This window comes from Sphingopyxis sp. UBA6723 (genome assembly GCF_002454115.1).
Lineage (GTDB): Bacteria > Pseudomonadota > Alphaproteobacteria > Sphingomonadales > Sphingomonadaceae > Sphingopyxis.
On sequence record NZ_DKIH01000010.1, the window covers coordinates 64,007 to 84,958 of the forward strand.

Consider the following 20,952-nt stretch of genomic DNA (forward strand, 5'->3'; position numbering starts at 1 on the left):
ATGGTCGGGATACATGGAACAGCGGTCTCGCTGGGCTTCTTTGGCGACGATCTCGATCCAGACGAAATTTCCAATCGCCTTGGAGCAACGCCGACTTTCGGTGTTTTGAAAGGCGCTACTTGGAGGATGCCTCGCGGCAATGAGGGAATCGCCCGCACCGGATCTTGGAGGCTGCAGGTGCCGAGATCGGTCCCCGGCGACTTGCTAGGCCAGGTAGAGGCCATTTTTGCACTGCTGACGCGCGATACCGCCATTTGGCAGGAGCTTTCCGCGCGTTTTTCCGGGCGCCTTTTCTGCGGCCTTTTCCTTGAAGAAGGAAACGAAGGATTGCGAATCTGCTCCAAGACGCTGGCTGAAATCGCAGATCGTGGCTTGTATCTCGATTTCGATATCTACGCTGCCGAGGGGAAACAAGCCGATCAAGCGGCTGATAAATAGCCCTGCGCGACCAAGTCGCGCGCTAGCGTCTCCGCATCGACGAACCTGTGCCCGGCGATCCCGACCGACTCGGCGCCCGCGACATTCGCTGCAACATCGTCGATGAACAGCGCGCCCGCGGGGTCGATGCCGAATCGCTCGATCGCGAGGCGATAGATCGCGGGATCGGGCTTCATCAGCTTTTCGGTGCCGGAGACGATAATGCCCTGGAAGCGGTCGAAGATCGGCTGGGTCGGGCGGAAGCCTTCCCAGAATTCATGCCCGAAATTGGTGATCGCGAACAAAGGCACGCGCGCGGCATCGAGCCGCTCGACCAGTTCGAGGCTGCCCGGCATCGGGCCGGGGATCGTTTCGTTGAAGCGCGCCGCATAGACATCGATCAGCGGCGCATGATCGGGAAATTCCGCTTTCAGTTCGGGCAGCATCTCGGCGAGCGGGCGGCCCGCATCGTGCTGGAAATGCCACTGCGGCGTCACGACATGGGTGACGAACCATTCGAGCTCGTCCTGGTCGGCAATCAGCTTCGCGAAGAGATAGCGCAGATCCCAGTCGAACAGGACGCGGCCGACGTCGAAAATCACGCAACGGGCAATCATGAAGCCTCCAGACACGCGAAAGCGCCGCCGGAAGCATCCGACGGCGTTACGCTGTTCAGCAAAAGCAAACGGGGCGAAAACACCCCGCGCTGGGGCATCAGCCCTGGCGCGCCTTGAAGCGGCGGTTGGTCTTGTTGATCACATAGGTGCGGCCACGACGGCGGATAACGCGGTTATCGCGGTGGCGGTCCTTCAGCGACTTCAGGCTGTTGCGAATCTTCATGATCTCTGTCCGTAAATCTTGGCGTGTTGACGCGAAGCGGCGCAACTATGGGGATGCGCCGAAAAAGTCAACTGTCGCATGGAGTGCTAACGGCTCAAAAAGTTCACGCGGAGACGCGGAGGCGCGGAGAAGAGGATATTCGCGCAGAGAGCGCAGAGTCCGCAGAGAGAGAAAAGGGCGGCAAAGCCGCCAATCTCCTTCTTCCTCCGCGGCTCTGCGGCTCCGCGTGAACCAAAATTCTCTGCGATCTCTGCGCCTCTGCGCGAATCAAATTCTATCCCGCCAGCGCTTTCTGCCGCCGCCTTTGTACCGAAGATCCAAACCCCATCGCCTCGCGGTACTTCACCACCGTGCGCCGCGCGATGTCATGGCCCTCGGCCGACAATTTCTGCGCGATCGTCTCGTCGGACAGGATCGCCTTGGCATCCTCGGCCTCGATCATCGCCTTGATCCGGCTCTTGATCGATTCGGACGACACTGCGCCGTCGCCCTCGGTCGCCGAAATACCGCTGGAAAAGAAATATTTCAGTTCGAACAGCCCGCGCGCGCAGCTGAGATATTTGTTGCTGGTGACGCGGCTGACGGTCGATTCGTGCATCCCGATCTCCTCGGCGACCTGGCGCAAGGTCAGCGGGCGCATATGCGCGACGCCGTGCAGGAAAAACCCCTCCTGTTGTTTGACGATCGCGCTCGCGACCTTGACGATCGTGCGCTGGCGCTGGTCGAGCGCGCGGACCAGCCAGTTGGCACTCGCCAGCTGTTCGGACAGCCACGCCTTGCTCTTCGCCGCCGCCCCCGTCGCCAGTTCGGTGTAGTAACGCCGATTGACGAGCAGCCGCGGCAGGGTGCCGCTGTTGATCTCGACCGCCCAGCCTTTGGCGGTCTGGCGAATGAACAGGTCGGGGACGACCGCCTGCGCCCTATCACCGCCGAATTTCAGCCCCGGCTTGGGGTCATAACCCCGCAATTCGCGAATCATGTCGGCGAGATCCTCGTCATCGACGCCGCAGATGCGTTTGAGCTGCGGAAAGGCGCCTTTGGCGACCAGATCGAGATGCGCGATCATCGTCGCCATCGCGGGGTCGTAGCGGTCGGCCTCGCGCGCCTGAATCGCGATGCATTCGGCCAGATCGCGGCCGCCAACCCCCGACGGGTCGAAACACTGCACCCCCGCGAGCACGCTCTCGACCAGCGCGAGCGGTACCCCAAGCCGCTGCGCGACCTCGGCCAGGTCGGCGCGCAGATAGCCGGTCTCGTCGATCAGCGCGACGAGCTGCTCGGCGATCATCGCTTCCAGCCCGCCGAAACGCTCGCCGACCTGCGCGAGCAGATGGCCGTGCAGCGTCTCGTCCTCGCCCGCGAAGCTGTCGAAATCGATGCCCTCGCTGTCGCTGCCCGACAGGCCGACACTGTCGCTGGCGCTGTCGTGGTGAAAGCTTTCGGCGGTCATATCGACGTCGAGATCGTTGGCGGTGCCGCTATCGGACGACAGGGCATGGTCGGCATCGAGCGCCGCCGCCTCGGTCACCGGCGCGTCGTCACCCGGACCGTCATTCGTGTCGCCCGCGCTGCCGTCGCTATCGCCGGGCGTCGCATCGAGCAAAGGATTGCCCTCGAGCGCCTCGGCCAGATAGGTTTCGAGTTCGAGGTTCGACAGCGCCAGCAGCTTGATCGCCTGCTGCAACTGCGGCGTCATCACCAGCGATTGCGACTGGCGGAGATCGAGGCGCGGACCCAACGCCATGGCGCGCTAAATTATTTCCCGCCGTGCTCCCGCGAAGGCGGGAGCCCATCGCCGGTCGGTGCCATTTCGAACCCACCGGAGATGGGTCCCCGCCTTCGCGGGGACACACGGAAACTTTTCTGGCGGCGGGCCGCAAAACTCACAACGAGAAACCCTCGCCCAGATACAGCCGCCGCACTTCGGGGTCGGCGACCAGCTCCTCGGGCGAACCCGCGAGCAGCACCTTGCCGTCGTAAATGATGCAGGCGCGGTCGACGAGGTCGAGCGTTTCGCGGACATTGTGATCGGTGATCAGCACCCCGATGCCGCGCGTCTTCAGATCGGCAACGAGGTCGCGAATGTCGCTGATCGACAGCGGATCGATCCCGGCAAAAGGCTCGTCGAGCAGCATGATCGACGGGTTGGCGGCGAGCGCGCGGGCGATTTCGGCGCGGCGCCGTTCGCCGCCCGACAGCGCCATCGCCGCCGAATCGCGCAGCCGGGTCAGGCCGAATTCGTCGAGCAATTCTTCGAGCCGCCGTTCGCGCGACACCTTGTCGGGCTCCGCGAGTTCGAGCACCGCGCTGATATTTTGCGCCACGGTCATACCGCGAAAGATCGATGTTTCCTGCGGCAGATAGCCGAGGCCGAGGATGGCGCGGCGGTACATCGGCAGCGCGGTAATATCCGCGCCGTCGAGCATGATGCGCCCGGCGTCAGGCTTCACCAGCCCCATGATCGAATAGAAACAGGTCGTCTTGCCCGCGCCGTTCGGGCCGAGCAGGCCGACAACCTCGCCCTTGCCGACCGACAGCGACACGTCGGACAATACGGTGCGCTTGTCATAGCTTTTGGCGATCGAAATCACCGCGAGGCCATTGCCCGACGCGGCGTCGTCGCGCGCGTGTGCGCGATGTTCGGCAATGCCGTGGTCGCTGTCGGCGATCAGCGTGGCCGGGGTCGCTTCGTCATGGGTCATGCTGGATCGCTTCCTGAAGACATATGCAGGGGCGTTACCCGAGGAGCGCCGCCAAGGTCAATCTGGCAAGATTTTTGCATCTCTAAAGCCCCTCCCCTTCAGGGGAGGGGTTGGGGTGGGCTCTGTCGGCGTCGCGCAAGGCCGATGGACCCCACCCGCTGCGACTAGGGAGCAAGCTCCCAAGTCTCGCTGCTCTCCCCTGAAGGGGAGGGCAAGAATTCGCCTTAATGCCCCGCCTGCTCCCCGCGGGCGATCCCCGACAGTGCCAGCTGTTCGTCGATCGCCGCCAGCAGCCGCGCCAAGGCTGCGTCGTCGTTTGCCTCGGCGCGCGCCACCAGCACATCCTGCGTGTTCGACGCGCGGAGCAGCCACCAGCCGTCGTGGGTCAGCACGCGCGCGCCATCGGTGCGATCGACCTTGGCCCCCGACGCGGTCAGCCGCGCGAGAACCTCATCCACAATGGCGAATTTGCGCACCTCATCGACCTGGAAACGCAGCTCCGGCGTGTTGACCATCGGCGCCATCGCGCCGCGTAATTCGGTGACGCTCTGCCCCAGCTTCGTCGCCGCCTCGATCAACCGCACCGCGGCATAGGGCGCGTCGTCATAGCCATAATAGCGATCGGCAAAAAACACATGGCCGCTCATCTCGCCCGCCAGCGGGCTGCCCGTTTCCTTCATCTTCGCCTTGATCAGGCTGTGGCCGGTTTTCCACATCAACGGCGTGCCGCCGAGTTCGGAAACCCGGTCAAACAGCGCTTGGCTCGCCTTCACATCGGCGATGATTGTCGCGCCGGGCATGTCCTGCAACAGCGCCGCGGCATAGATTTGGAGCAGCTGGTCACCCCAGATCACCCGCCCTTCGCCGTCGATCGCGCCGATCCTGTCGCCGTCTCCATCGAAAGCGACGCCGAAATCGAGGCTCCTCTCGGCGACGAGCTTACGCAAATCGGCCAGATTCTTCTCTTCGGTTGGATCGGGATGGTGGTTCGGGAAATGACCGTCGATGTCAGTGAACAACAAATGGTGCTCGCCCGGCAACTTTGCAGTCAGCTTTTCGATCACCGTCCCCGCCGCGCCATTCCCTGCGTCCCAGCCGACCCGATAGGCGCCGCCGGCGAAACCCTCGACCAGCCGATCGACATAAGCGTCGATGATGTCGATGCTCTGCGTGGCACCTTCGCCAACTTCCCAATCCCCCGCGGCGGCCATTTCGCCGACCCGCTGAATATCGGCACCATAAAAGGGCCGCCCCTGCATCACGAATTTGAACCCGTTATAGTCGGGGGGATTGTGGCTGCCGGTTATCTGGATGCCGCCGTCCACATCCTCGGTTGAGGCTGCATAATAGAGCATCGGCGTCGGCCCCAGCCCGACGTTCAAGGCGTCGATACCCGCGGCGTTGATCCCGGCAACCAGCGCATCGCACAGCATCGGCGACGACAGCCGCCCGTCAAAACCGACCGCCACACGCTTGCCCCCAGCGCGCGCGACCAGCGTCGCGAAGCTGCGCCCGATCGCATAGGCATCTTTGTCCGACAGCGTGTCTCCGACGACGCCGCGAATGTCATATTCGCGCAGCATCGTGGGATGGAAGATATGAGTCATGCGGGAATCCTGATTGGTAAAGAGAAATTCAGGCGGCAGCGAACAGATCGCCGTCGGGATGGAAGCGCTCACGCGTCGGCAGGTTCAACCCGCCCATCGCCTCGCGCAGTTCCTGCCGCGCCACAACATGACCGATGCCCATGCCGCCCAGATGCGCCTTGTCGAGCAAGGTCAGCCCGGCGGGGAACAGCTCGCGATAAATCACGCGTTCGCCCAAGCCAGGGATGACGCGAAAGCCGACGCGGCGGGACAGCTGGCTCAGCGCCTCACCGACGCGGCGCATATTGTGAGCGTCGACATGCTGGAGGCGGTTGCGCAGGATGATCCAGTCGATCGTCCGCCCATCAGTCTTCGCGCGCGCCTTGCGCGTGTCCCAGATCAGTTCGGAATAAAAGCTCGGTCGGGTAACCTGAAACGTCTCGGGATCGACCTGCCCGATCAGGTCGAAATCGATAAAGCTGTCGTTGATCGGGGTGACCAGCGTGTCGGCGGTCATCGCGAGGTGGCGGGCAAACACGTCATCGCGCCCCGGCGTGTCGGCGACGAAATAGTCGCAATCGGCGATCAGCCGCGCGACCTGCGCGTCGAGTTCCTCGATCGTTGTCCCTTCGAACACTTCGAACTGCGGCATCGGCAGCTCGATATCGCGGCGCTTGGCGGTGTTGGTGCGATTTTCGAGATAGCGGTGAAAGGTGCGCTGGCGCGGATCGAGATCGAGCCCGGCGACCTTCCAGCCCTGGCTGGCCAGCGCGACCGCAAAATGCACCGCGCAGGTCGATTTGCCGGTGCCGCCCTTTTCATTGGCAAAGATGATGCGGTGCGGGGCGGGTTTGGTCACGCTGTTCGTCATGGGCAGTTGCGATTTTCCGGTTGGCGGCGCATGGCGGCGGCGCGAGTGGTGCTGTTGCGCCGCCAATATCGGAGGCAGGGCAAGCGTGCAAATCATCCGTGATATCGCGACGCTGCACCGCGCCATCGCCGCGCTGAAGCAGGACGGCAAAAGCGTCGCTTTGGTGCCGACGATGGGGGCACTGCACGATGGTCACCTTTCGCTTGTGCAGATGGGGCGGCGCGTTGCCGACCATGTCGTCGTGTCGATCTTCGTCAACCCGACCCAATTCGGTCCCAACGAAGATTTCGCCGCTTATCCGCGCGACGAGGCACGCGATGCGGCGCTGCTGATTGAGGAAGGCGTGGCGCTGCTCTGGGCGCCCGATGTCGGGGTCATGTATCCGGGTGGCCACAACACCCATATCGAGGTCGCCGAACTCGGCGCCGATTATTGCGGCGCCGCGCGGCCCGGTCATTTCGACGGAGTGGCCACCGTCGTCGCCAAATTGTTCAATCAGGTCCGTCCCGACATCGCGATCTTTGGCGAAAAGGACTGGCAGCAGCTCGCGATCATCCGCCGCATGGCGCGCGACCTCGATTTCGGGCTCGATATTTTGGGAGCGCCAATCGCGCGCGATCCAGACGGCCTCGCGCTGTCGTCGCGCAATGCTTATCTCTCGCCCGCCCAGCGCAGCGCCGCTGTCGCCTTTCCGAACGCGCTCAAGAGCGCCATCGCGGCGCTAGCGAACGGCGGCGATATGTACGAAACGCTCGCCAAAGCCGAGGCGGCGATCGTCGCCGGCGGGTTCGACAGCGTCGATTATATCGCGCTCGCCGATGCCGACAGTCTGGAAAGACTGGACAGTTTTCGCGCTCCGGCACGCCTGCTGGCGGCGGCTCGCATCGGAAATACGCGGCTTATCGACAATTATCCAGTGGGCTGACGGAAAACGAAAACTTTTCAATTCAGTCTTTTAGCTGCGCTATCCACAAGAAATTACCCGCGTCGTTAACGTTTTGTTGACCATAAGCCGCAAGGGTGGACCTCGAAGCTTCCTGTGGGGGGAAGCGACAGGGGGTTTTTATGGCCAACAGTCTGAAGTCCGGGCAATATCTGATCGAAAGCCGCTTGCTTGATGCGGCGCGCGGCGACGCCAATGCCTATTTCGATTTGGGGATCGCCTTTTCCACCGGCACCGGCGGGGTCGATGTCGATCTGATCCAGGCGCATAAATGGTTCAACCTCGCGGCGCTCGGCGGCAACAAGGAAGGCCAGCAATGCCGCGCCGACCTGTCCGATGAAATGAGCCGCGACGAAATCGCCGAAGCGCAGCGCCAGGCTCGCGCCTGGCTCGACGAAACCGCACGCCGTCCGGCGGCGAGGCGGTTTGCGGCCTAGTTCAACTTATCCCACCCCGTTCGCATCGAGCGAAGTCGAGATGCCCCTCGGGCTAAGGCTTACAGACCCGGGGTGTCTCGACTTCGCTCGACACAAACGGGATTTGAGGACGCTCTAGTTGGCCCGCCGAAATGGCGTGTGCCCCTCCAGCCAGTCCATTTCGGCTTCTTCGGCGCGCCGTTCCTGTTCCAGAAAATCAGCGACTGCGCGGCGGAACCCGGGATCGGCGATGAAATGCGCCGACCAGGTCGCGACCGGGCCATAGCCGCGCGCCAGCTTATGGCCGCCTTGCGCCCCCGCCTCGACCCGCGCCAGCCCGCGTCCGATCGCGATGTCGATCGCGCGGTAATAGCATAGCTCGAAATGCAGATAGGGGATGTCGATCAAGCAGCCCCAATAGCGCCCGTAGAGCGTATCGGCGCCCAGGAAGTGCAAAGCCCCTGCCACCGGTCGCTCGCCGTCATAGGCGAGCAGCAGGATGACCTGCTCCGCCATCCGCGCGCCGATCAAGTCGAAGGCCGCGCGCGTCAGATAGGGCTGTCCCCATTTGCGCGCGCCGGTGTCCTGATAGAAGAGCCACATCGCGTCCCAATGCTCGGAGCGAATCGCGGCGCCGGTCAATTCCTCGATCCGTAGCCCTTCGACCGCCCGTGCGCGTTCCTTGCGCAACTGCTTGCGCTTGGCCGAGGTCAGCGTGGCGAGAAAATCGTCGAAGCCGGCATAGCCCACGTTGGCGAAATGAAACTGGATGTCGCGGCGCACCAGCCACCCAGCGCCTTCGAACAGCGGCATCTGCTCGGGCGCGACAAAGGTCGCATGCGCCGACGACAGCCCGTTCTGGCGCACCACTGTTTCGGCGGCGCGGATCAACAGCCGCGCGTCGTCGCTGTCCGGCGCCAGCAATCGCGGCCCCGGTACCGGTGTGAAGGGCGCCGCAATCTGTAGCTTGGGATAATAGTCACCCCCTGCCCGCGTCCACGCGTCGGCCCAGCCCTGGTCAAAGACATATTCGCCCTGGCTGTGCGATTTCAGATAGCCGGGCGCAGCAGCGACCAACACGCCAGCCTCGTCCTCGACGAGCAGCGGCGCCGCTTGCCAACCGGTCCCCGGCCCGACGCTGCCCGATTCTTCGAGCAGCGACAGGAAAGCGTGGCCGACAAACGGATTGCCGCCGTCATGCAGCGCGTCCCACGCCGCGGCATCGACCGCGGCCACCCCCGTGCCGAGCGCTATCGTCCGCGCCGGGGGATCGGACTCGGCCATTTATGCCGGGCGCACCGCGACGATCGCGTCGGCCTCGACCGCAGCGCCCAGCGGCAGCACCGCGACGCCAACCGCGGCGCGCGCGTGACGGCCAGCCTCGCCGAACAGCGTTTCGAACAGGTCCGACGCGCCATTGGCGACCTTTGCCTGATCGGTGAAGCTAGGCGCGCTGTTGACGAACACGCCCAGCTTGATGACGCGCTCGACACGCGACAGATCGCCGCCCAGCGCCTGCGCAAGCTGCGCGATCAGCATCAGCGCGACGCGCTGCGCCGCATCCTGCCCGCCCCCGACATCCATGTCGTCGCCCAGACGCCCGGTCACGACCTGTCCGTCGCGAAAGGGCAGCTGGCCGCTGACGTACAGCAGCCCGCCATGTTCGACGACGGGAACATAAGCGGCAACCGGCGCGGCGGCCTTCGGCAGTTCGAGGCCGAGTTCGGTGAGCTTTGCGGTGATATCCATGGTCGTTCCTTCTTAAACGGGTTCGGGGGCCGGAGCGGGGACATTTTCGGCGAGCCGCGCGAGGATCCAGTCCTGCGCCGCCGCCCAGTCATCGATGCGCGCATGGGCATAAGGCGACGGCGCAATCTTGTTGGCGATGGCGGGCTCGCCAACCAGATGGAGCCGCCACACGTCGGGCGCTTCCTGCGCCACCGACTGATGATGTCCTGCCAGATCGTCGATGAATACGGCGACCGACGGCCGATATTGCTCGATCAGGCGGCACACCGGCTCCCCCTTGCCGCCGCGGCTGCCGATCACCGGCGCATGAAAATCGTGCAGCGCCAGTTGCTCGATCCGCGCCTGCTGATGGTCGGGGCCGACGTTGGTCAGCACGACGATGTCGGCCTGCTCGGCGATCACCGCCATTGCCGCGAGCGCGCCCGGAATCGGATATTGCCGCGCCATCTCGCCGCGGAAAAAGGCGTCGAGTAGCGGCCAAACCTCGGCTGCTTCCAGCGGGGTCCCGCATTCCTTGCGTTTCAGCGCCCCGGCAAAGCTGGCATCCTCGATGCGGAACAGCACGCCATGTTCGGCGTCGACCCATTCGGCAAAGGGGACGACCATGTGCATCAGCACCTCGTCGCAATCGGTGATGACGAGCGGGCGGGTCATAGGGTCATTCCTTCGAGGCGCTGCGCTGCGGCGGCTAGGGTGGCAGGCGGCACCTGCAACGCACCGGCGCAGGCGACAAGGTCGTTTTCATGGGCGGTCAGGAAGGACAGGATCGCCGCCAAGGTCGCGCGTTCGCTCAGCGACGCGCGCAACTCGCCCGGCGCGAGTCCCGTCAGCGCGAGCAGCCGCTCGGCGCGCGGTTCGTCGCGCAATATCCAGCCGAGCGCTTGAAGCGCCAAGGCTGCGTCGTCGTCGTGCAAGGCATTTTTCCCTTCAACGGGAGGCAATTGTGTCATGCGGCCGATTCGCCTAAACGGGCCGCGGACGCAAGGTGGGGAAGCGAATAATCATGGGCAAGACCATATTGGTCGTCGAAGATAATGAGCTGAACCTGCGCCTGTTCTGCGACCTGCTGAACGCCCACGGCTATACGGCGCACCCGGTACGCGACGGGCGCGACGCGCTGGCCAAGGCACGCGAGGTCGCTCCCGACCTGATCATCATGGACATCCAACTGCCGCATGTCAGCGGGCTCGAGCTGATCGGGCAGATGAAGGCGGATCTGACGCTGCGCGCGGTGCCGATCATGGCGGTCACGGCCTATGCCGGCAAAGGCGACGAGGAGCAGATCCGCGCCGCGGGCGCCGAAGCCTATGTGTCGAAACCGATTTCGGTGATCAAGTTCATCGAGAGCGTTGGGGCGTTTGCCTGACGCGAACGACTGGAAGCGACCGCTTGCGGACCTAAGGCATATTCCTCTCTCCCCTTGAGGGAGAGATACGAAGGCTTGGCAGCTTGCTGCCTAGCCATAGTTGAGAGGGGTTCTTCGCCCGCTGGCGCCCACCCCCTCACCAAGCTTCGCTAGCTCCTGACGGAGCAAGCTGCGCTATCCTCTCCCTCAAGGGGAGAGGAGTTCATGTCCGCTTCCCACCCCAAAGCTGACATCTAACCGGCGCACGAAAAAGGGCGGCGCAAATGGCCGCCCCTTGATCCCGGCTTTCGCCGGGATGTCGCATTTTCAATCCTGCGCGCTTTCAGGGCGCAGGAAAACGCGTCACTTGATCTTCGATTCCTTGAACTCGACATGCTTGCGCACGCGCGGGTCATATTTGCGCACCGACATTTTTTCGGTCATCGTGCGCGGGTTCTTTTTCGTGACATAGAAAAAGCCCGTGTCGGCGGTGCTCACCAGCTTGATCTTGACGGTCGTCGGCTTGGCCATGGCCCTGTTCCTCGAAATAACTGCACATCCGCCGGAGCTCCGAAGGATGCGGCGGGACTATGGCCCCGACGTTGGTGTGAAAAAACTCAGGGGCCGCGCACGAGGCGCCGCCCCCAATATCCGCGCGCCTCTGACGGGATTCGGTGCTTCTGTCAAGCAAAAGAGCGGGCGGACGGCGCAGCACCATCCGCCCGGGAGGGGGCTCGGTGGGCGGCTAAGCGGCCCTGATCTCAAAGCGAACCGTCATCGTCTTCCAGCTTTCCTCCGCCACGCCGCCGCGCGTCGCGGGCGTGAAGCGCCATTTGGCGAGAGCGCGGCGCTTGGTTTCGGCGAAAAAGCCCGGACTGTCGGTGCTGACCAGTTCGACCGCCTTCACCCGCCCGTCGGTGCCGATCAGGACGCGCACTTTGGCAACCCCCTCGATCTCGCGCCGCTGTTCGCTTGCCGGATAGTCGGGCTGGAACGCCCCGGCGTAGCGCGGATCGAGTTCCGCGAATACCAGTTTGGGCATAGGTGGTGGATCGGCGGGCCGGGCTGGAGGCCCAAGGTTGATCGGGCCAAGGTCGACGATGACCGGCCCTTCGACCACGCGATTATCGAAGGACGGCATTGTTTCGACAAGAGGTTTCACCGTGTCGGTCGCGGACGCGGTTCGCGGTGCGGGCTTTGCGTCGGGAGTCGGCTGGGGCGGCGGTGGAGGCGTCGGTAGCTTGATCAATGTTCCGACCATCGGGTCGGACTTGGGTATCGGATCAACGATCATCGGCGACAGCGCCACCGCGACGACAAGCGCGGCGGGCAGGCCGACGGCGAGGAGCGCCGCGACCGGGTGGCGGCCGTGATCACTGCCATAGATGTTGCGGGAAATGGTCGCCGATCGACCCGCGGGGGCCGTTGTCACCTCGGGGGCAGTCAGGATGGTCGAAATCAGGGGTATCAGGGTCATGGCATCTCTCCTTGCCTATCAGACCCGGCCCCGCCGTGTTTCGACCACCGCTATCGGCCAAGTCAGATATCAGTTATAGTATATCATACCTCACATTGTCAAGCGCAGCGGTAGGCAAAAATGGTGATGCATTTTCGCAGAGGGTCGGTTTAGCTGGCTGCGAGCCGCGCGACCGCCTGATCTTTTGCGATCAGCGGCAACAGTTCGGCCATGTCCGGGCCGTGATCGCGCCCGGTCAGCGCCCGGCGCATCGGCAGGAACAACGCGCGGCCCTTTGCCCCCGTCGCCTCTTTCACCGTGGCAGTCAGCGCGTGCCAGGCGTCGGCGCTCCAGTCGATCACGGGCGCCGCGGCGGCGGCAGCGGCGAGCACCGGGCGGTCGGCATCATCGACCGGTGGCGGCGCAAGTGGCCCATCAAATACCGCCACCCAATCGGCAGCCTCGGCGACGGTCATCAAATTGGGACGAATCGCGTGCCAGCGCGTCGCGGTGATCGCAGCGGGCAGCCTGTCCGCGACCGTTTCATACGCGGTGTGGTGCAGGATTTTCTGATTGAGCAGCGCCAATTCCGCCCCATCAAATCGCGCCGGGGCGCGGCCGAATCGTGCGAAATCAAGGCTCTCGATCAGCGGCGCCAGACTGGTCACCGGCTCGACCGGGTCGCTGGTGCCGAGCCGCGCGAGCAAGGCCGCGAGCGCGATCGGTTCCATTCCCGCATCGCGCAAACTGGCCATGCCGAGCGAGCCAAGCCGCTTTGACAATTTGCCTTCGGTTCCAACCAGCAACGCTTCATGCGCGAACTGCGGCGGCGCAGCCCCCAAAGCGGCGAACATCTGGATTTGCGTCGCGGTGTTCGACACATGGTCCTCGCCGCGTACGACATGGGTAATGCCCATCGCAATATCGTCGATCACGCTGGGGAGCAGATAAAGCCAGCTGCCGTCGGCGCGGCGGATCACCGGGTCGGACATGGTGCGCGGATCGAAATGCTGGTCGCCGCGGATCAGGTCGGCCCATTCGATCGGCGCGTCGTGGTCGAGCCTGAAGCGCCAGTGCGGCGCCACGCCTTCGGGCACCGGCGCATCCACCGGCTTGCGTTCATACACCGGCGGCAATCCGCGCGAGAGCAGGACCTTGCGCCGGATGTCGAGCTCTTCGGGGGCTTCGTAACAGGCATAGACGCGCCCCGCCGCCTTGAGCTTCTCGAATTCCGCCTCGTACAACGCAAAGCGCGCCGACTGGCGCTCCTCGCCGTCGATGTCGAGGCCGAGCCACGCGAGGTCGGCACGAATCGCGTCGACATATTCCTCTTTCGACCGTTCGAGATCGGTGTCGTCGATGCGGAGCAGAAAGCGCCCGCCATGCTTGCGCGCCCACAGCCAGTTGTGGAGCGCGGTGCGGACATTGCCGACATGCAGGGTGCCGGTCGGCGAGGGGGCAAAACGGGTCACGACAGTCATAGCGCGCGCCTATAACCGCTTCGCTGCTCGCGCGCGACCCCGTCGTACAGCGTCATACCGTGCGGCGACGCTCCGGCCAATAGGCCCACGCAATAGTCAGCAGCGAGACGATCAGGATGACGCTATATTCCATCCCGTTGCGCCCCGCGCCAACAACGAACCAGCCAAAGGGCAAATGGACCATGATCATGCCGAGAGACAGGACCGCGGCGTGGCCCAGCGCCACAAGACTGGTCCAGCGGCGCGCCAGCATTAGCACAGGGCCGACCAGTTCGAACAGCGTCACGCCGAGCGCCCAGCCAAAGCCCATCGGGAAGCCTTGGGTTTCGAGCCAGACGCCGAACGGCGCAATGCCGCCTGCGACGAGACGAAAAACCCCGTGGATCAAGATCAGCAACGCCACGGTGATCCGCAGCACGTCGAGCGCCCGCTCGGCCTTTTGCGGCGGCGCCTTTTCTCCCAGCAACCCCATATCCCGCTCCCCTTATTGCAGTGTGTCGATCGGCGACCTTAGCGCCGCCACACAGCGCGACGAAGAGACACCGACGTACCAGTATCCGCAGTATGGGTCAGCCAGTGCGGAATCCATGGGTGATCGGATAACGCCGGTCGCGCCCGAAGTTGCGCGTCGACAGCTTGACCCCCGGCGGCGCCTGTCGGCGCTTATATTCGGCCAGCATCAGCAGGCGCTCGATCCGCACCACCGCGTCGCGATCGAACCCATGGCGCGCCACCACATCGTCGACGCTAGCGTCCTCTTCGACCAGCATGTGCAGCATCCGGTCGAGGTCGGCGTATGGCGGCAAACTGTCCTCGTCCTTCTGGTCGGGACGCAGTTCGGCGCTCGGCGGTTTGGTGATGATCGTCTCGGGCATCACCGGCGCCACCGGGTTGCGCGACAGCCGCGGCACATTGTCGTTGCGCCATTTCGCGACCGCGAACACCGTCATCTTGTAGGCGTCCTTCAGCGGGTTATAGCCGCCCGCCATATCGCCATAGATCGTCGCATAGCCGACACTCATCTCGCTCTTGTTGCCCGTGGTCAGCAACATCGGCCCGAATTTGTTGCTGAGCGCCATCAAGGTCACCCCGCGGATGCGCGACTGGACATTTTCCTCGGTGATATCGACCTCGACATCGGCAAAGCTGCCCGCCAGCATCGTATCGAACGCCTCGACCGCCGGGACGATCGAGATCGTGTCGAGCTTGCACCCGATCAGCTCGGCACAGCCCGCGGCATCGTCAAGACTCGCCTGACTCGTGAAGCGGCTCGGCATCATCACGCACCACACCCGGTCGGGGCCGAGCGCGTCGGCGGCGATCGCCGCGCAGATCGCCGAATCGATCCCGCCCGACAGCCCCAGCACGACGCCGGGGAAGCGGTTGCGTTCGACATAATCGCGCAAGGACATAATCATCGCGCTGTAGATGTCAGCCGGGTGCGCTTCCCATTCGGCGATGGCGCCCGCTTCGCATGTCCAGCCGTTCGCGCCCTTGGCCCAGCGCGTCACGCGCTCCTCGGCTTCCCAGTCAATTAGCCGGTGCGCGGTCGATCCATCGAGGTTGAGCACGAACGAACAGCCATCGAACACCAGCTCGTCCTGTCCGCCGACGCGGTTGAGGAAAATCACCGGCAGGCCGGTTTCGGCGACGCGGCTGGCGAACACCTGGGTCAGCCGCCGTTCGTCCTTGTCGATTTCATACGGACTGCCGTTGACCGAGATCAGCAGCTCGGCGCCCAGATCGGCCAGATGCCGCGACACGTTGGGCAACCAGCCATCCTCGCAGATCGGCAAGCCGAGCCGGATGCCGCGCCAATCGACCACATCGGGGAGCGGACCGGGCACAAAAATCCGCTTCTCGTCAAATGTGCCGTAATTCGGCAGTTCGTGCTTGCGCCGCGTCGCGACAACATGGCCCCCGTCGAGCAGCGCGACGATGTTATACAGGTCCGCCCCATCGCGTTCGACCGACCCGACCAGCATAGCCGGACCGCCGTCGGCGGTATCCGCCGCCAGCTCGGCGAGCAACGCCTCGGCGCGTTCAGCGATGGCAGGCTTCAACACCAGATCTTCCGGCGGATAGCCGATCAGCTGAAACTCGGGATAGAGAATCAGGTCCGCCTGGGGGTGCCGCGCCCGCACCGCACGCATCGCGTCGGCATTGGCGGCCAGGTCGCCCACTACCTGCGTCATCTGGGCCAGGACGATGGTAAGCGTTTCGGCAGCGTCTGTCATGCCGCCGAGCCATACCCCCCGCCGCCGCGATTGCAATGACCCAAGGGGTCGGCGACCGCGCAGCGTCAACTTCACCCTTCCCCTATCGCCCCCCGCTGGCTAAGGGGCGCGCAATCCTATCCGCCGCGAAAGGGCCGCGCACCCCATGAAACTGATCTCCGGCAACAGCAACCTTCCCCTCGCCCGCGCGATCGCGGACTATCTGGAACTGCCGCTGACCGACACCAGCGTGCGCCGCTTTGCCGACGAGGAAGTGTTCGTCGAAATCCATGAAAATGTCCGCGGGCAGGATGTCTTCATCGTCCAGCCGACCAATTTCCCGGCCAACGACAATCTGATGGAGTTGCTGATCATCACCGACGCGCTGCGCCGCGCCTCGGCCAAGCGGATCACCGCCGTCGTTCCCTATTTCGGTTACGCTCGCCAGGATCGCAAACCGGGTCCGCGCACGCCGATTTCGGCCAAGCTTGTCGCCAACCTGATCACCACCTCGGGCGCCGACCGCGTCCTCGCGATCGACCTGCACGCTGGGCAGATCCAGGGCTTTTTCGATATCCCGACCGATAACCTGTACGCCGCGCCGGTGATGAGCGCCGACATCCAGGCGCGGTTCGCAGGCAAGAATCTGATGGTCGTATCGCCCGACGTCGGCGGCGTGGTTCGCGCCCGCGCCCTGGCCAAGCGGCTCGACAACGCGCCGCTGGCGATCGTCGACAAGCGCCGCGAACGTGCGGGTGAATCCGAAGTGATGAACATCATCGGCGATGTTTCGGGGCGCTTCTGCGTCCTGATCGACGACATCGTCGATTCGGCGGGGACGCTGTGCAACGCCGCCGGGGCGCTGAAGGCCGCGGGCGCCGAGGGCGTCGTTGCCTATTGCACCCACGGGGTGCTGTCGGGCGGCGCGGTCGCGCGCGTCGAGGCGAGCGAGCTGACCGAACTGGTCATCACCGATTCGATCCAGCCGACCGATGCGGTCAACGACAGCAAAAAGGTCCGCGCGCTGACCGTTGCGCCGCTGCTCGGCGAAGCGATCAAGCGCATCGCCGACGAATCGAGCGTTTCGTCGCTGTTCGATTAATCGATCACCGCGCCAGAACGGCGCCCACAATCAACTCCAGTTCGCGGCGAAAAGTCGCATGATCGGGCGCCGCGTGGACAAGCCCCTTCGCAGTCCAGCATAGTGCCTGCGCCAGGCTGCCGGCGCGAGCGACGGCGGTGCCCGGCCCGCCACGCCGGATGGCGTTCGCCATCGCCGCGACCAGCTTGCGTTCGGCCGCACGCACTGCTTCGTCCGGCGCGGGGGCCGCCATCGGGACGACATCAATCCCGTGCGGCGAGGCGCGCAGCGTCGCCATATGCTGGCCGACCCACGCATCGAGCGCGGCCAGCAGCCGCGCAACCAGCGCGGCGGCGGGATTATCCAGATGGGCCAGCGTCTCCGCCAGTGACCGGTCAATCCGCGATTGGACTGCCCAGTCAGCCAACGCGTCTTTCGACCCGAAGCGGTTGTAAAGCGCCTGCCGCGACACGCCGGTGGCCCGCGCCAGATCCTCCATCGATGCCTTGCGAAAACCGATGCGCGCGGCGACGGCCAACAGCGAATCGGCGGAAATGCGGTTGGTCATCGTCCAATTTTACGAAATATATGCTAATTGTAAAATTGATATATTCAGCGCATGGTAGGTCGATCATAAAGGTCTGGGGCTGGCGAGAGCGTGCGTGCTGCGCTAGCGCCAATAACATGACAATCACCTCCGACCTCGCTCTCGCCCATCGCCTTGCCGACGCCGCGGGCGCCGCGATCCGTCCACTGTTCCGGTCCGACTGGACGCATGAAGCGAAGGCCGACGCCTCGCCGGTGACCGAAGCCGACCGCGCCGCCGAAGCGGCCATGCGCCGCCTGCTCGATGCCGAGGCGCCGCGCGACGGCATCATCGGCGAGGAATTTGGCGCCGAACGTCCCGATGCGGCGCGGCAATGGGTGCTCGACCCGATCGACGGCACGGTCAGCTTCATGGCCGGACGCCCAATCTTCGGCACCCTGATCGCGCTACTCCAGGACGGCTGGCCGGTGCTGGGCATCATCGATCAGCCGATCAGCGGCGAACGCTGGGTCGGCGCGCTGGGACAACCGACCTTGTTCAACGGCAAGCCCGTTCGCACGCGGGCCTGCCGCGCCCTTGCCGATGCGGCGCTCGCCACGACCGGCCCGCAATATTTCGACGATCATGACGCCGAGCATTTCATGGCGCTCGCGGCCAAGACGGCGCACAAACGCCTGATCTTTGGCGGCGACTGTTACAATTATGGCCTGCTGGCGAGCGGTCATGTCGACCTGGTCGTCGAGGCGGGGCTAAAGCTGCACGACTTCGCCGCGCTGGTGCCGATCGTCGAAGGCGCTGGCGGGGCGATGTGCGACTGGAACGGCGACCCGCTCAACGCCGACAGCGCGGGCCATGTCATCGCGCTCGGCGATCCGGCGCGGCTCGAAGATGTGATCGAAGGCCTCGCCTGCGCCCACTGATAGTCGGCGGAATCGGCGTCAGAAAATGCCGAGGAACTTCTTGCGCTGCTTGCCGCCTTCGTCCTTCGATTGCTTGCCATCCTCGCCCTTCGCCGTCGTGCCTTTGCCGACGTCGTCGCGCACTTCGCCCTTTGTCGTGCGTTGCGCACTGGCGCGCGCACCAGCGAGGATCGGACCGCATTGCGCCGACTTCGCATCGCCCGGATCGACGAAGGGAATGATCGCCGCGACCGGGGTGGCAACGATCGCCAGCCCCAGCCCTGCGCCCGCGCGGCCCATCAGCTGGTCGCTGATCGGGTCGATGCGCGGCGCCGCGAAATAGCCGCCGACGCTGACCGGCGACTGGCCCGAAAACAGGCTGAATTTCTTGCCGTCAGCGCGCACCGCCATGTCGATTGCCTCGGTGCGGAAGGAAAAGCCACCGCGCCCGACCATGACATTCTTTTGCGTGTCGATCAGGATCGGATCGGCAGCGCCGACGCCATTGCGCACCGTAAAGGCGATCACGCCGCAATTGATCTCGACCGGCTTCTTCAGTTTGTCCTCGAACAGTTTCTGCACAAAGGTGCCGACGTCGAGTTCGGCCAGCTGCACATTGCGCGTCCAGAAACTTCCTCGCGGCAGGACGAACGCCATGCGGCCATTCGAACTGGCGAGCGATTGGCGCAGGCTGTCGCCGCGACCGACCATCTGGATGCGGCCGCTGACGGTGCCGGTGGTCCCCGATTCGGCCACCCCGAAGCGGGCCAGCAGGGTGCCGAGCCGCGTCGGCGACAGGCGAAAGTCATAAGCAGTGCGTACGACTGCGGGGCGCGAATCGATCGAAATATCACTCACCACCTTGCCTCCCGCGAGCAGGAAGGTCAGCGGCTTCATCTCCATCAGCCCGCCCTTGAGCGACAGCGTCAGATCGACATTGCTGACCGGAAAACTCTCGGCGCGGACGCGGGCCACCTTGTAGCGCAGATCGGCATCGAAGGCCTTAAGCGAGTCAGCACGCAGCGGCGAGTCGGGCAGCACGCGCGGGCGACCGCCAACGGTCTTGATCACACCATCGGTGCCCATCCGGTCGAGCCGGTCGACTTCGTAACCGATGAACGGCCCGGCATCGATGATGTTGAGCGACCGGGTGGTGAGGTCGGCGTTCAGATAGACGCGCCCGTTTGGCATACTGACCGCAAACGTCCCCGCCAGGTCGCTGTCGCCAAAGACACCCTTCAGACCCGTGAATTTCCAGATCGCACCGTCGTAGCCGAGCTTCGAGGTTGCGCGGTAGCGCCGGGTATCGGGGATGGCGACCCCCAGGAAATCGAACAGCCGCGACAGGTTCGCGCCGCGCGCGGTCAGCGCCAGATCGGCCCCCACCAGTTCGGTCGGGCCGGGCAGCGTGCCGACCAGATCGACTGTATTGCCCAACCCGATCGCGCGCATCGTCAGCCGGTTCTTGCCGCCCGCGACCGTCTGGTTGGGCGACGACAACCGCCCCGTCAGCGTGAACGGCTGCGCGCGCATCGTCCCGCGCCCATTGAATCCGATCGCCTTGTCGATCCGGCTGCCCGTCGAACGCACCGTGTCGATATCGATGTCTGCGAACAGGCGCAGCCGCGGGTCGCGGTACGTCAGCCCGCTCTTGGTGATCGCGGCGCGCTCGATCGTCGGCAGGTTCAGCGGCTGGGGCGGTCGATCGGGATCGCCGAACGTCCAGCTGTTATGCTTGTTCTGCGCATCCCATTCGAGCGCCACCTGCGCCTGATCGATGTCGGCAAAGGTCATCACGCGCTTGCCGAAAATCAGCGACAGGGTGGCCAGCCGGGCATCGACCTTGCGCGCGGTAAAAAACTGCTTCGCCTGCGCCCATTCAGGATTGGCGATGCGAATGTCTTCGGCGAGAAATTTGACGTTGAACGGCGCGAAATAGAGCTGGAAGTCGCCGCTGATCGCGACCCGTCGTTCCAGCTGCGAAGACGCGACGCTTTCGAACGTCCCTTTCAAAAAGCGCCCCTTGGTGATGAAAAGCACCAGCCAGATCGTAAAGAACAGCAGCAGAACGATAACCGCGGTCCGTGCCGCGATCCGCACCGCGCGCGGGCGCTTTTCCAGCCAGCGCGGGGTCCAGATGCGGCGCGCGACGGTAGACGGGACGGTGGACCGGCGCGAAACGGGCGGCTCGCCGCTGGGATCGGCAGTCGCGGCGGGCGCATGGCCCATCTGTCCGGTGGGCAGGTTCATGCTCTGTGAACGGCTGCGAACACCCTTGGTTCCGCTGGCCCAGCCCGGTAGGCTTGCATTTGCAGGCGAATCCCCCTAAGCGCCCCGCTTCCGATTGTGTCGGCTGGCTGAAAGGGCTGCCAGGCCGATACGCAAACGGACTTCCAAAGGAGA

General features: G+C 64.5%; 23 protein-coding genes. 6 read left to right on the forward strand and 17 right to left on the reverse strand.

What is annotated here, in order from left to right:
* A complete protein-coding gene (locus B4F07_RS08795; protein WP_293701466.1) occupies nt 1-438 on the forward strand; it encodes a DUF4279 domain-containing protein in 438 nt (145 codons plus the stop codon).
* Here the strand turns inward: B4F07_RS08795 and B4F07_RS08800 are convergent.
* The 6 genes from B4F07_RS08800 to B4F07_RS08825 form a co-directional block, all read right to left on the reverse strand.
* Nucleotides 420-1,034 carry an HAD family hydrolase gene (locus tag B4F07_RS08800; RefSeq protein WP_293701463.1) on the reverse strand — a complete coding sequence of 205 codons (615 nt, stop codon included), beginning with the start codon at nt 1,032-1,034 and terminating at the stop codon, nt 420-422. The genes B4F07_RS08795 and B4F07_RS08800 overlap by 19 nt on opposite strands.
* Nucleotides 1,035-1,131: 97 nt before the next feature.
* Nucleotides 1,132-1,257, reverse strand: a complete 126-nt coding sequence (gene ykgO, locus B4F07_RS08805; protein WP_003046794.1) for a type B 50S ribosomal protein L36 — start codon at nt 1,255-1,257, stop codon at nt 1,132-1,134.
* A 274-nt stretch (nt 1,258-1,531) separates the two neighbouring features.
* Nucleotides 1,532-3,001, reverse strand: coding sequence for an RNA polymerase factor sigma-54 (gene rpoN / locus B4F07_RS08810; protein WP_293701461.1), 1,470 nt, complete (start codon nt 2,999-3,001; stop codon nt 1,532-1,534).
* 139 nt (nt 3,002-3,140) lie between these two features.
* Nucleotides 3,141-3,959, reverse strand: a complete 819-nt coding sequence (gene lptB, locus B4F07_RS08815; RefSeq protein ID WP_293701459.1) for an LPS export ABC transporter ATP-binding protein — start codon at nt 3,957-3,959, stop codon at nt 3,141-3,143.
* A gap of 224 nt (nt 3,960-4,183) precedes the next feature.
* A complete protein-coding gene (gene pgmG / locus B4F07_RS08820) occupies nt 4,184-5,566 on the reverse strand; it encodes a phosphoglucomutase/phosphomannomutase PgmG (RefSeq protein WP_293701458.1) in 1,383 nt (460 codons plus the stop codon).
* Nucleotides 5,567-5,594: 28 nt separating this feature from the next.
* Entirely contained in the window at nt 5,595-6,404 is an 810-nt protein-coding gene (locus tag B4F07_RS08825) for a division plane positioning ATPase MipZ (RefSeq protein WP_414711715.1), read from the reverse strand.
* A gap of 97 nt (nt 6,405-6,501) precedes the next feature.
* Between B4F07_RS08825 and panC the strand changes: the two genes are divergently transcribed.
* Both panC and B4F07_RS08835 read left to right on the forward strand, forming a co-directional pair.
* On the forward strand, nt 6,502-7,341 hold the full coding sequence (gene panC, locus B4F07_RS08830) for a pantoate--beta-alanine ligase (protein ID WP_293701453.1): 840 nt from the start codon (nt 6,502-6,504) through the stop codon (nt 7,339-7,341).
* Between the two features lie 140 nt (nt 7,342-7,481).
* Nucleotides 7,482-7,796 (forward strand): hypothetical protein, encoded by a 315-nt coding sequence (locus tag B4F07_RS08835; protein ID WP_293701451.1) that lies wholly within the window; start codon nt 7,482-7,484, stop codon nt 7,794-7,796.
* Between the two features lie 114 nt (nt 7,797-7,910).
* Here B4F07_RS08835 and B4F07_RS08840 read toward each other — a convergent pair whose 3' ends face one another.
* From B4F07_RS08840 to B4F07_RS08855, 4 genes are read right to left on the reverse strand one after another with little or no spacing between them, the layout of a single operon-like run.
* Entirely contained in the window at nt 7,911-9,059 is a 1,149-nt protein-coding gene (locus B4F07_RS08840) for a GNAT family N-acetyltransferase (protein ID WP_293701449.1), read from the reverse strand.
* Nucleotides 9,060-9,524, reverse strand: coding sequence for a RidA family protein (locus B4F07_RS08845; protein ID WP_293701446.1), 465 nt, complete (start codon nt 9,522-9,524; stop codon nt 9,060-9,062).
* Between the two features lie 12 nt (nt 9,525-9,536).
* Nucleotides 9,537-10,178: an HAD family hydrolase gene (locus B4F07_RS08850; protein WP_293701444.1), complete on the reverse strand. Its 642-nt coding sequence runs from the start codon at nt 10,176-10,178 to the stop codon at nt 9,537-9,539.
* A complete protein-coding gene (locus B4F07_RS08855) occupies nt 10,175-10,438 on the reverse strand; it encodes a DUF3572 family protein (protein WP_293701441.1) in 264 nt (87 codons plus the stop codon). Before B4F07_RS08855 ends, B4F07_RS08850 begins: the two co-directional genes overlap by 4 nt.
* Before the next feature lie 89 nt (nt 10,439-10,527).
* On the opposite strand from B4F07_RS08855, the gene B4F07_RS08860 reads away from it, so the two are divergent.
* On the forward strand, nt 10,528-10,890 hold the full coding sequence (locus B4F07_RS08860) for a response regulator (RefSeq protein WP_293701438.1): 363 nt from the start codon (nt 10,528-10,530) through the stop codon (nt 10,888-10,890).
* Between the two features lie 342 nt (nt 10,891-11,232).
* Here the strand turns inward: B4F07_RS08860 and rpmG are convergent, their stop codons facing one another.
* The 5 genes from rpmG to B4F07_RS08885 form a co-directional block, all read right to left on the reverse strand.
* Nucleotides 11,233-11,400 carry a 50S ribosomal protein L33 gene (gene rpmG / locus B4F07_RS08865; RefSeq protein WP_058818055.1) on the reverse strand — a complete coding sequence of 56 codons (168 nt, stop codon included), beginning with the start codon at nt 11,398-11,400 and terminating at the stop codon, nt 11,233-11,235.
* Nucleotides 11,401-11,614: 214 nt separating this feature from the next.
* Nucleotides 11,615-12,346 carry an energy transducer TonB gene (locus B4F07_RS08870; protein WP_293701435.1) on the reverse strand — a complete coding sequence of 244 codons (732 nt, stop codon included), beginning with the start codon at nt 12,344-12,346 and terminating at the stop codon, nt 11,615-11,617.
* Between the two features lie 149 nt (nt 12,347-12,495).
* The gene (gene gltX, locus B4F07_RS08875; protein ID WP_293701432.1) at nt 12,496-13,806 is read right to left on the reverse strand and encodes a glutamate--tRNA ligase; all 1,311 of its coding nucleotides are present in this window, start codon (nt 13,804-13,806) and stop codon (nt 12,496-12,498) included.
* 52 nt (nt 13,807-13,858) lie between these two features.
* Nucleotides 13,859-14,278 carry a DoxX family protein gene (locus B4F07_RS08880; RefSeq protein ID WP_293701431.1) on the reverse strand — a complete coding sequence of 140 codons (420 nt, stop codon included), beginning with the start codon at nt 14,276-14,278 and terminating at the stop codon, nt 13,859-13,861.
* Nucleotides 14,279-14,375: 97 nt separating this feature from the next.
* Complete coding sequence (locus B4F07_RS08885; RefSeq protein ID WP_293701429.1) at nt 14,376-16,043, reverse strand: NAD+ synthase; 1,668 nt, start codon at nt 16,041-16,043, stop codon at nt 14,376-14,378.
* Nucleotides 16,044-16,188: 145 nt separating this feature from the next.
* Here B4F07_RS08885 and B4F07_RS08890 point away from each other — a divergent pair, with 145 nt between their 5' ends.
* Nucleotides 16,189-17,124 (forward strand): ribose-phosphate pyrophosphokinase, encoded by a 936-nt coding sequence (locus tag B4F07_RS08890; RefSeq protein WP_293701428.1) that lies wholly within the window; start codon nt 16,189-16,191, stop codon nt 17,122-17,124.
* 4 nt (nt 17,125-17,128) lie between these two features.
* Here the strand turns inward: B4F07_RS08890 and B4F07_RS08895 are convergent, their stop codons facing one another.
* The gene (locus tag B4F07_RS08895; RefSeq protein WP_293701425.1) at nt 17,129-17,671 is read right to left on the reverse strand and encodes a TetR/AcrR family transcriptional regulator; all 543 of its coding nucleotides are present in this window, start codon (nt 17,669-17,671) and stop codon (nt 17,129-17,131) included.
* A gap of 116 nt (nt 17,672-17,787) precedes the next feature.
* On the opposite strand from B4F07_RS08895, the gene hisN reads away from it, so the two are divergent.
* Nucleotides 17,788-18,570 carry a histidinol-phosphatase gene (gene hisN / locus B4F07_RS08900; RefSeq protein WP_293701423.1) on the forward strand — a complete coding sequence of 261 codons (783 nt, stop codon included), beginning with the start codon at nt 17,788-17,790 and terminating at the stop codon, nt 18,568-18,570.
* An 18-nt stretch (nt 18,571-18,588) separates the two neighbouring features.
* On the opposite strand, the gene B4F07_RS08905 is transcribed toward hisN, so the two are convergent.
* Nucleotides 18,589-20,799, reverse strand: a complete 2,211-nt coding sequence (locus tag B4F07_RS08905; RefSeq protein WP_293701420.1) for an AsmA family protein — start codon at nt 20,797-20,799, stop codon at nt 18,589-18,591.
* Nucleotides 20,800-20,952 lie beyond the last annotated feature (153 nt).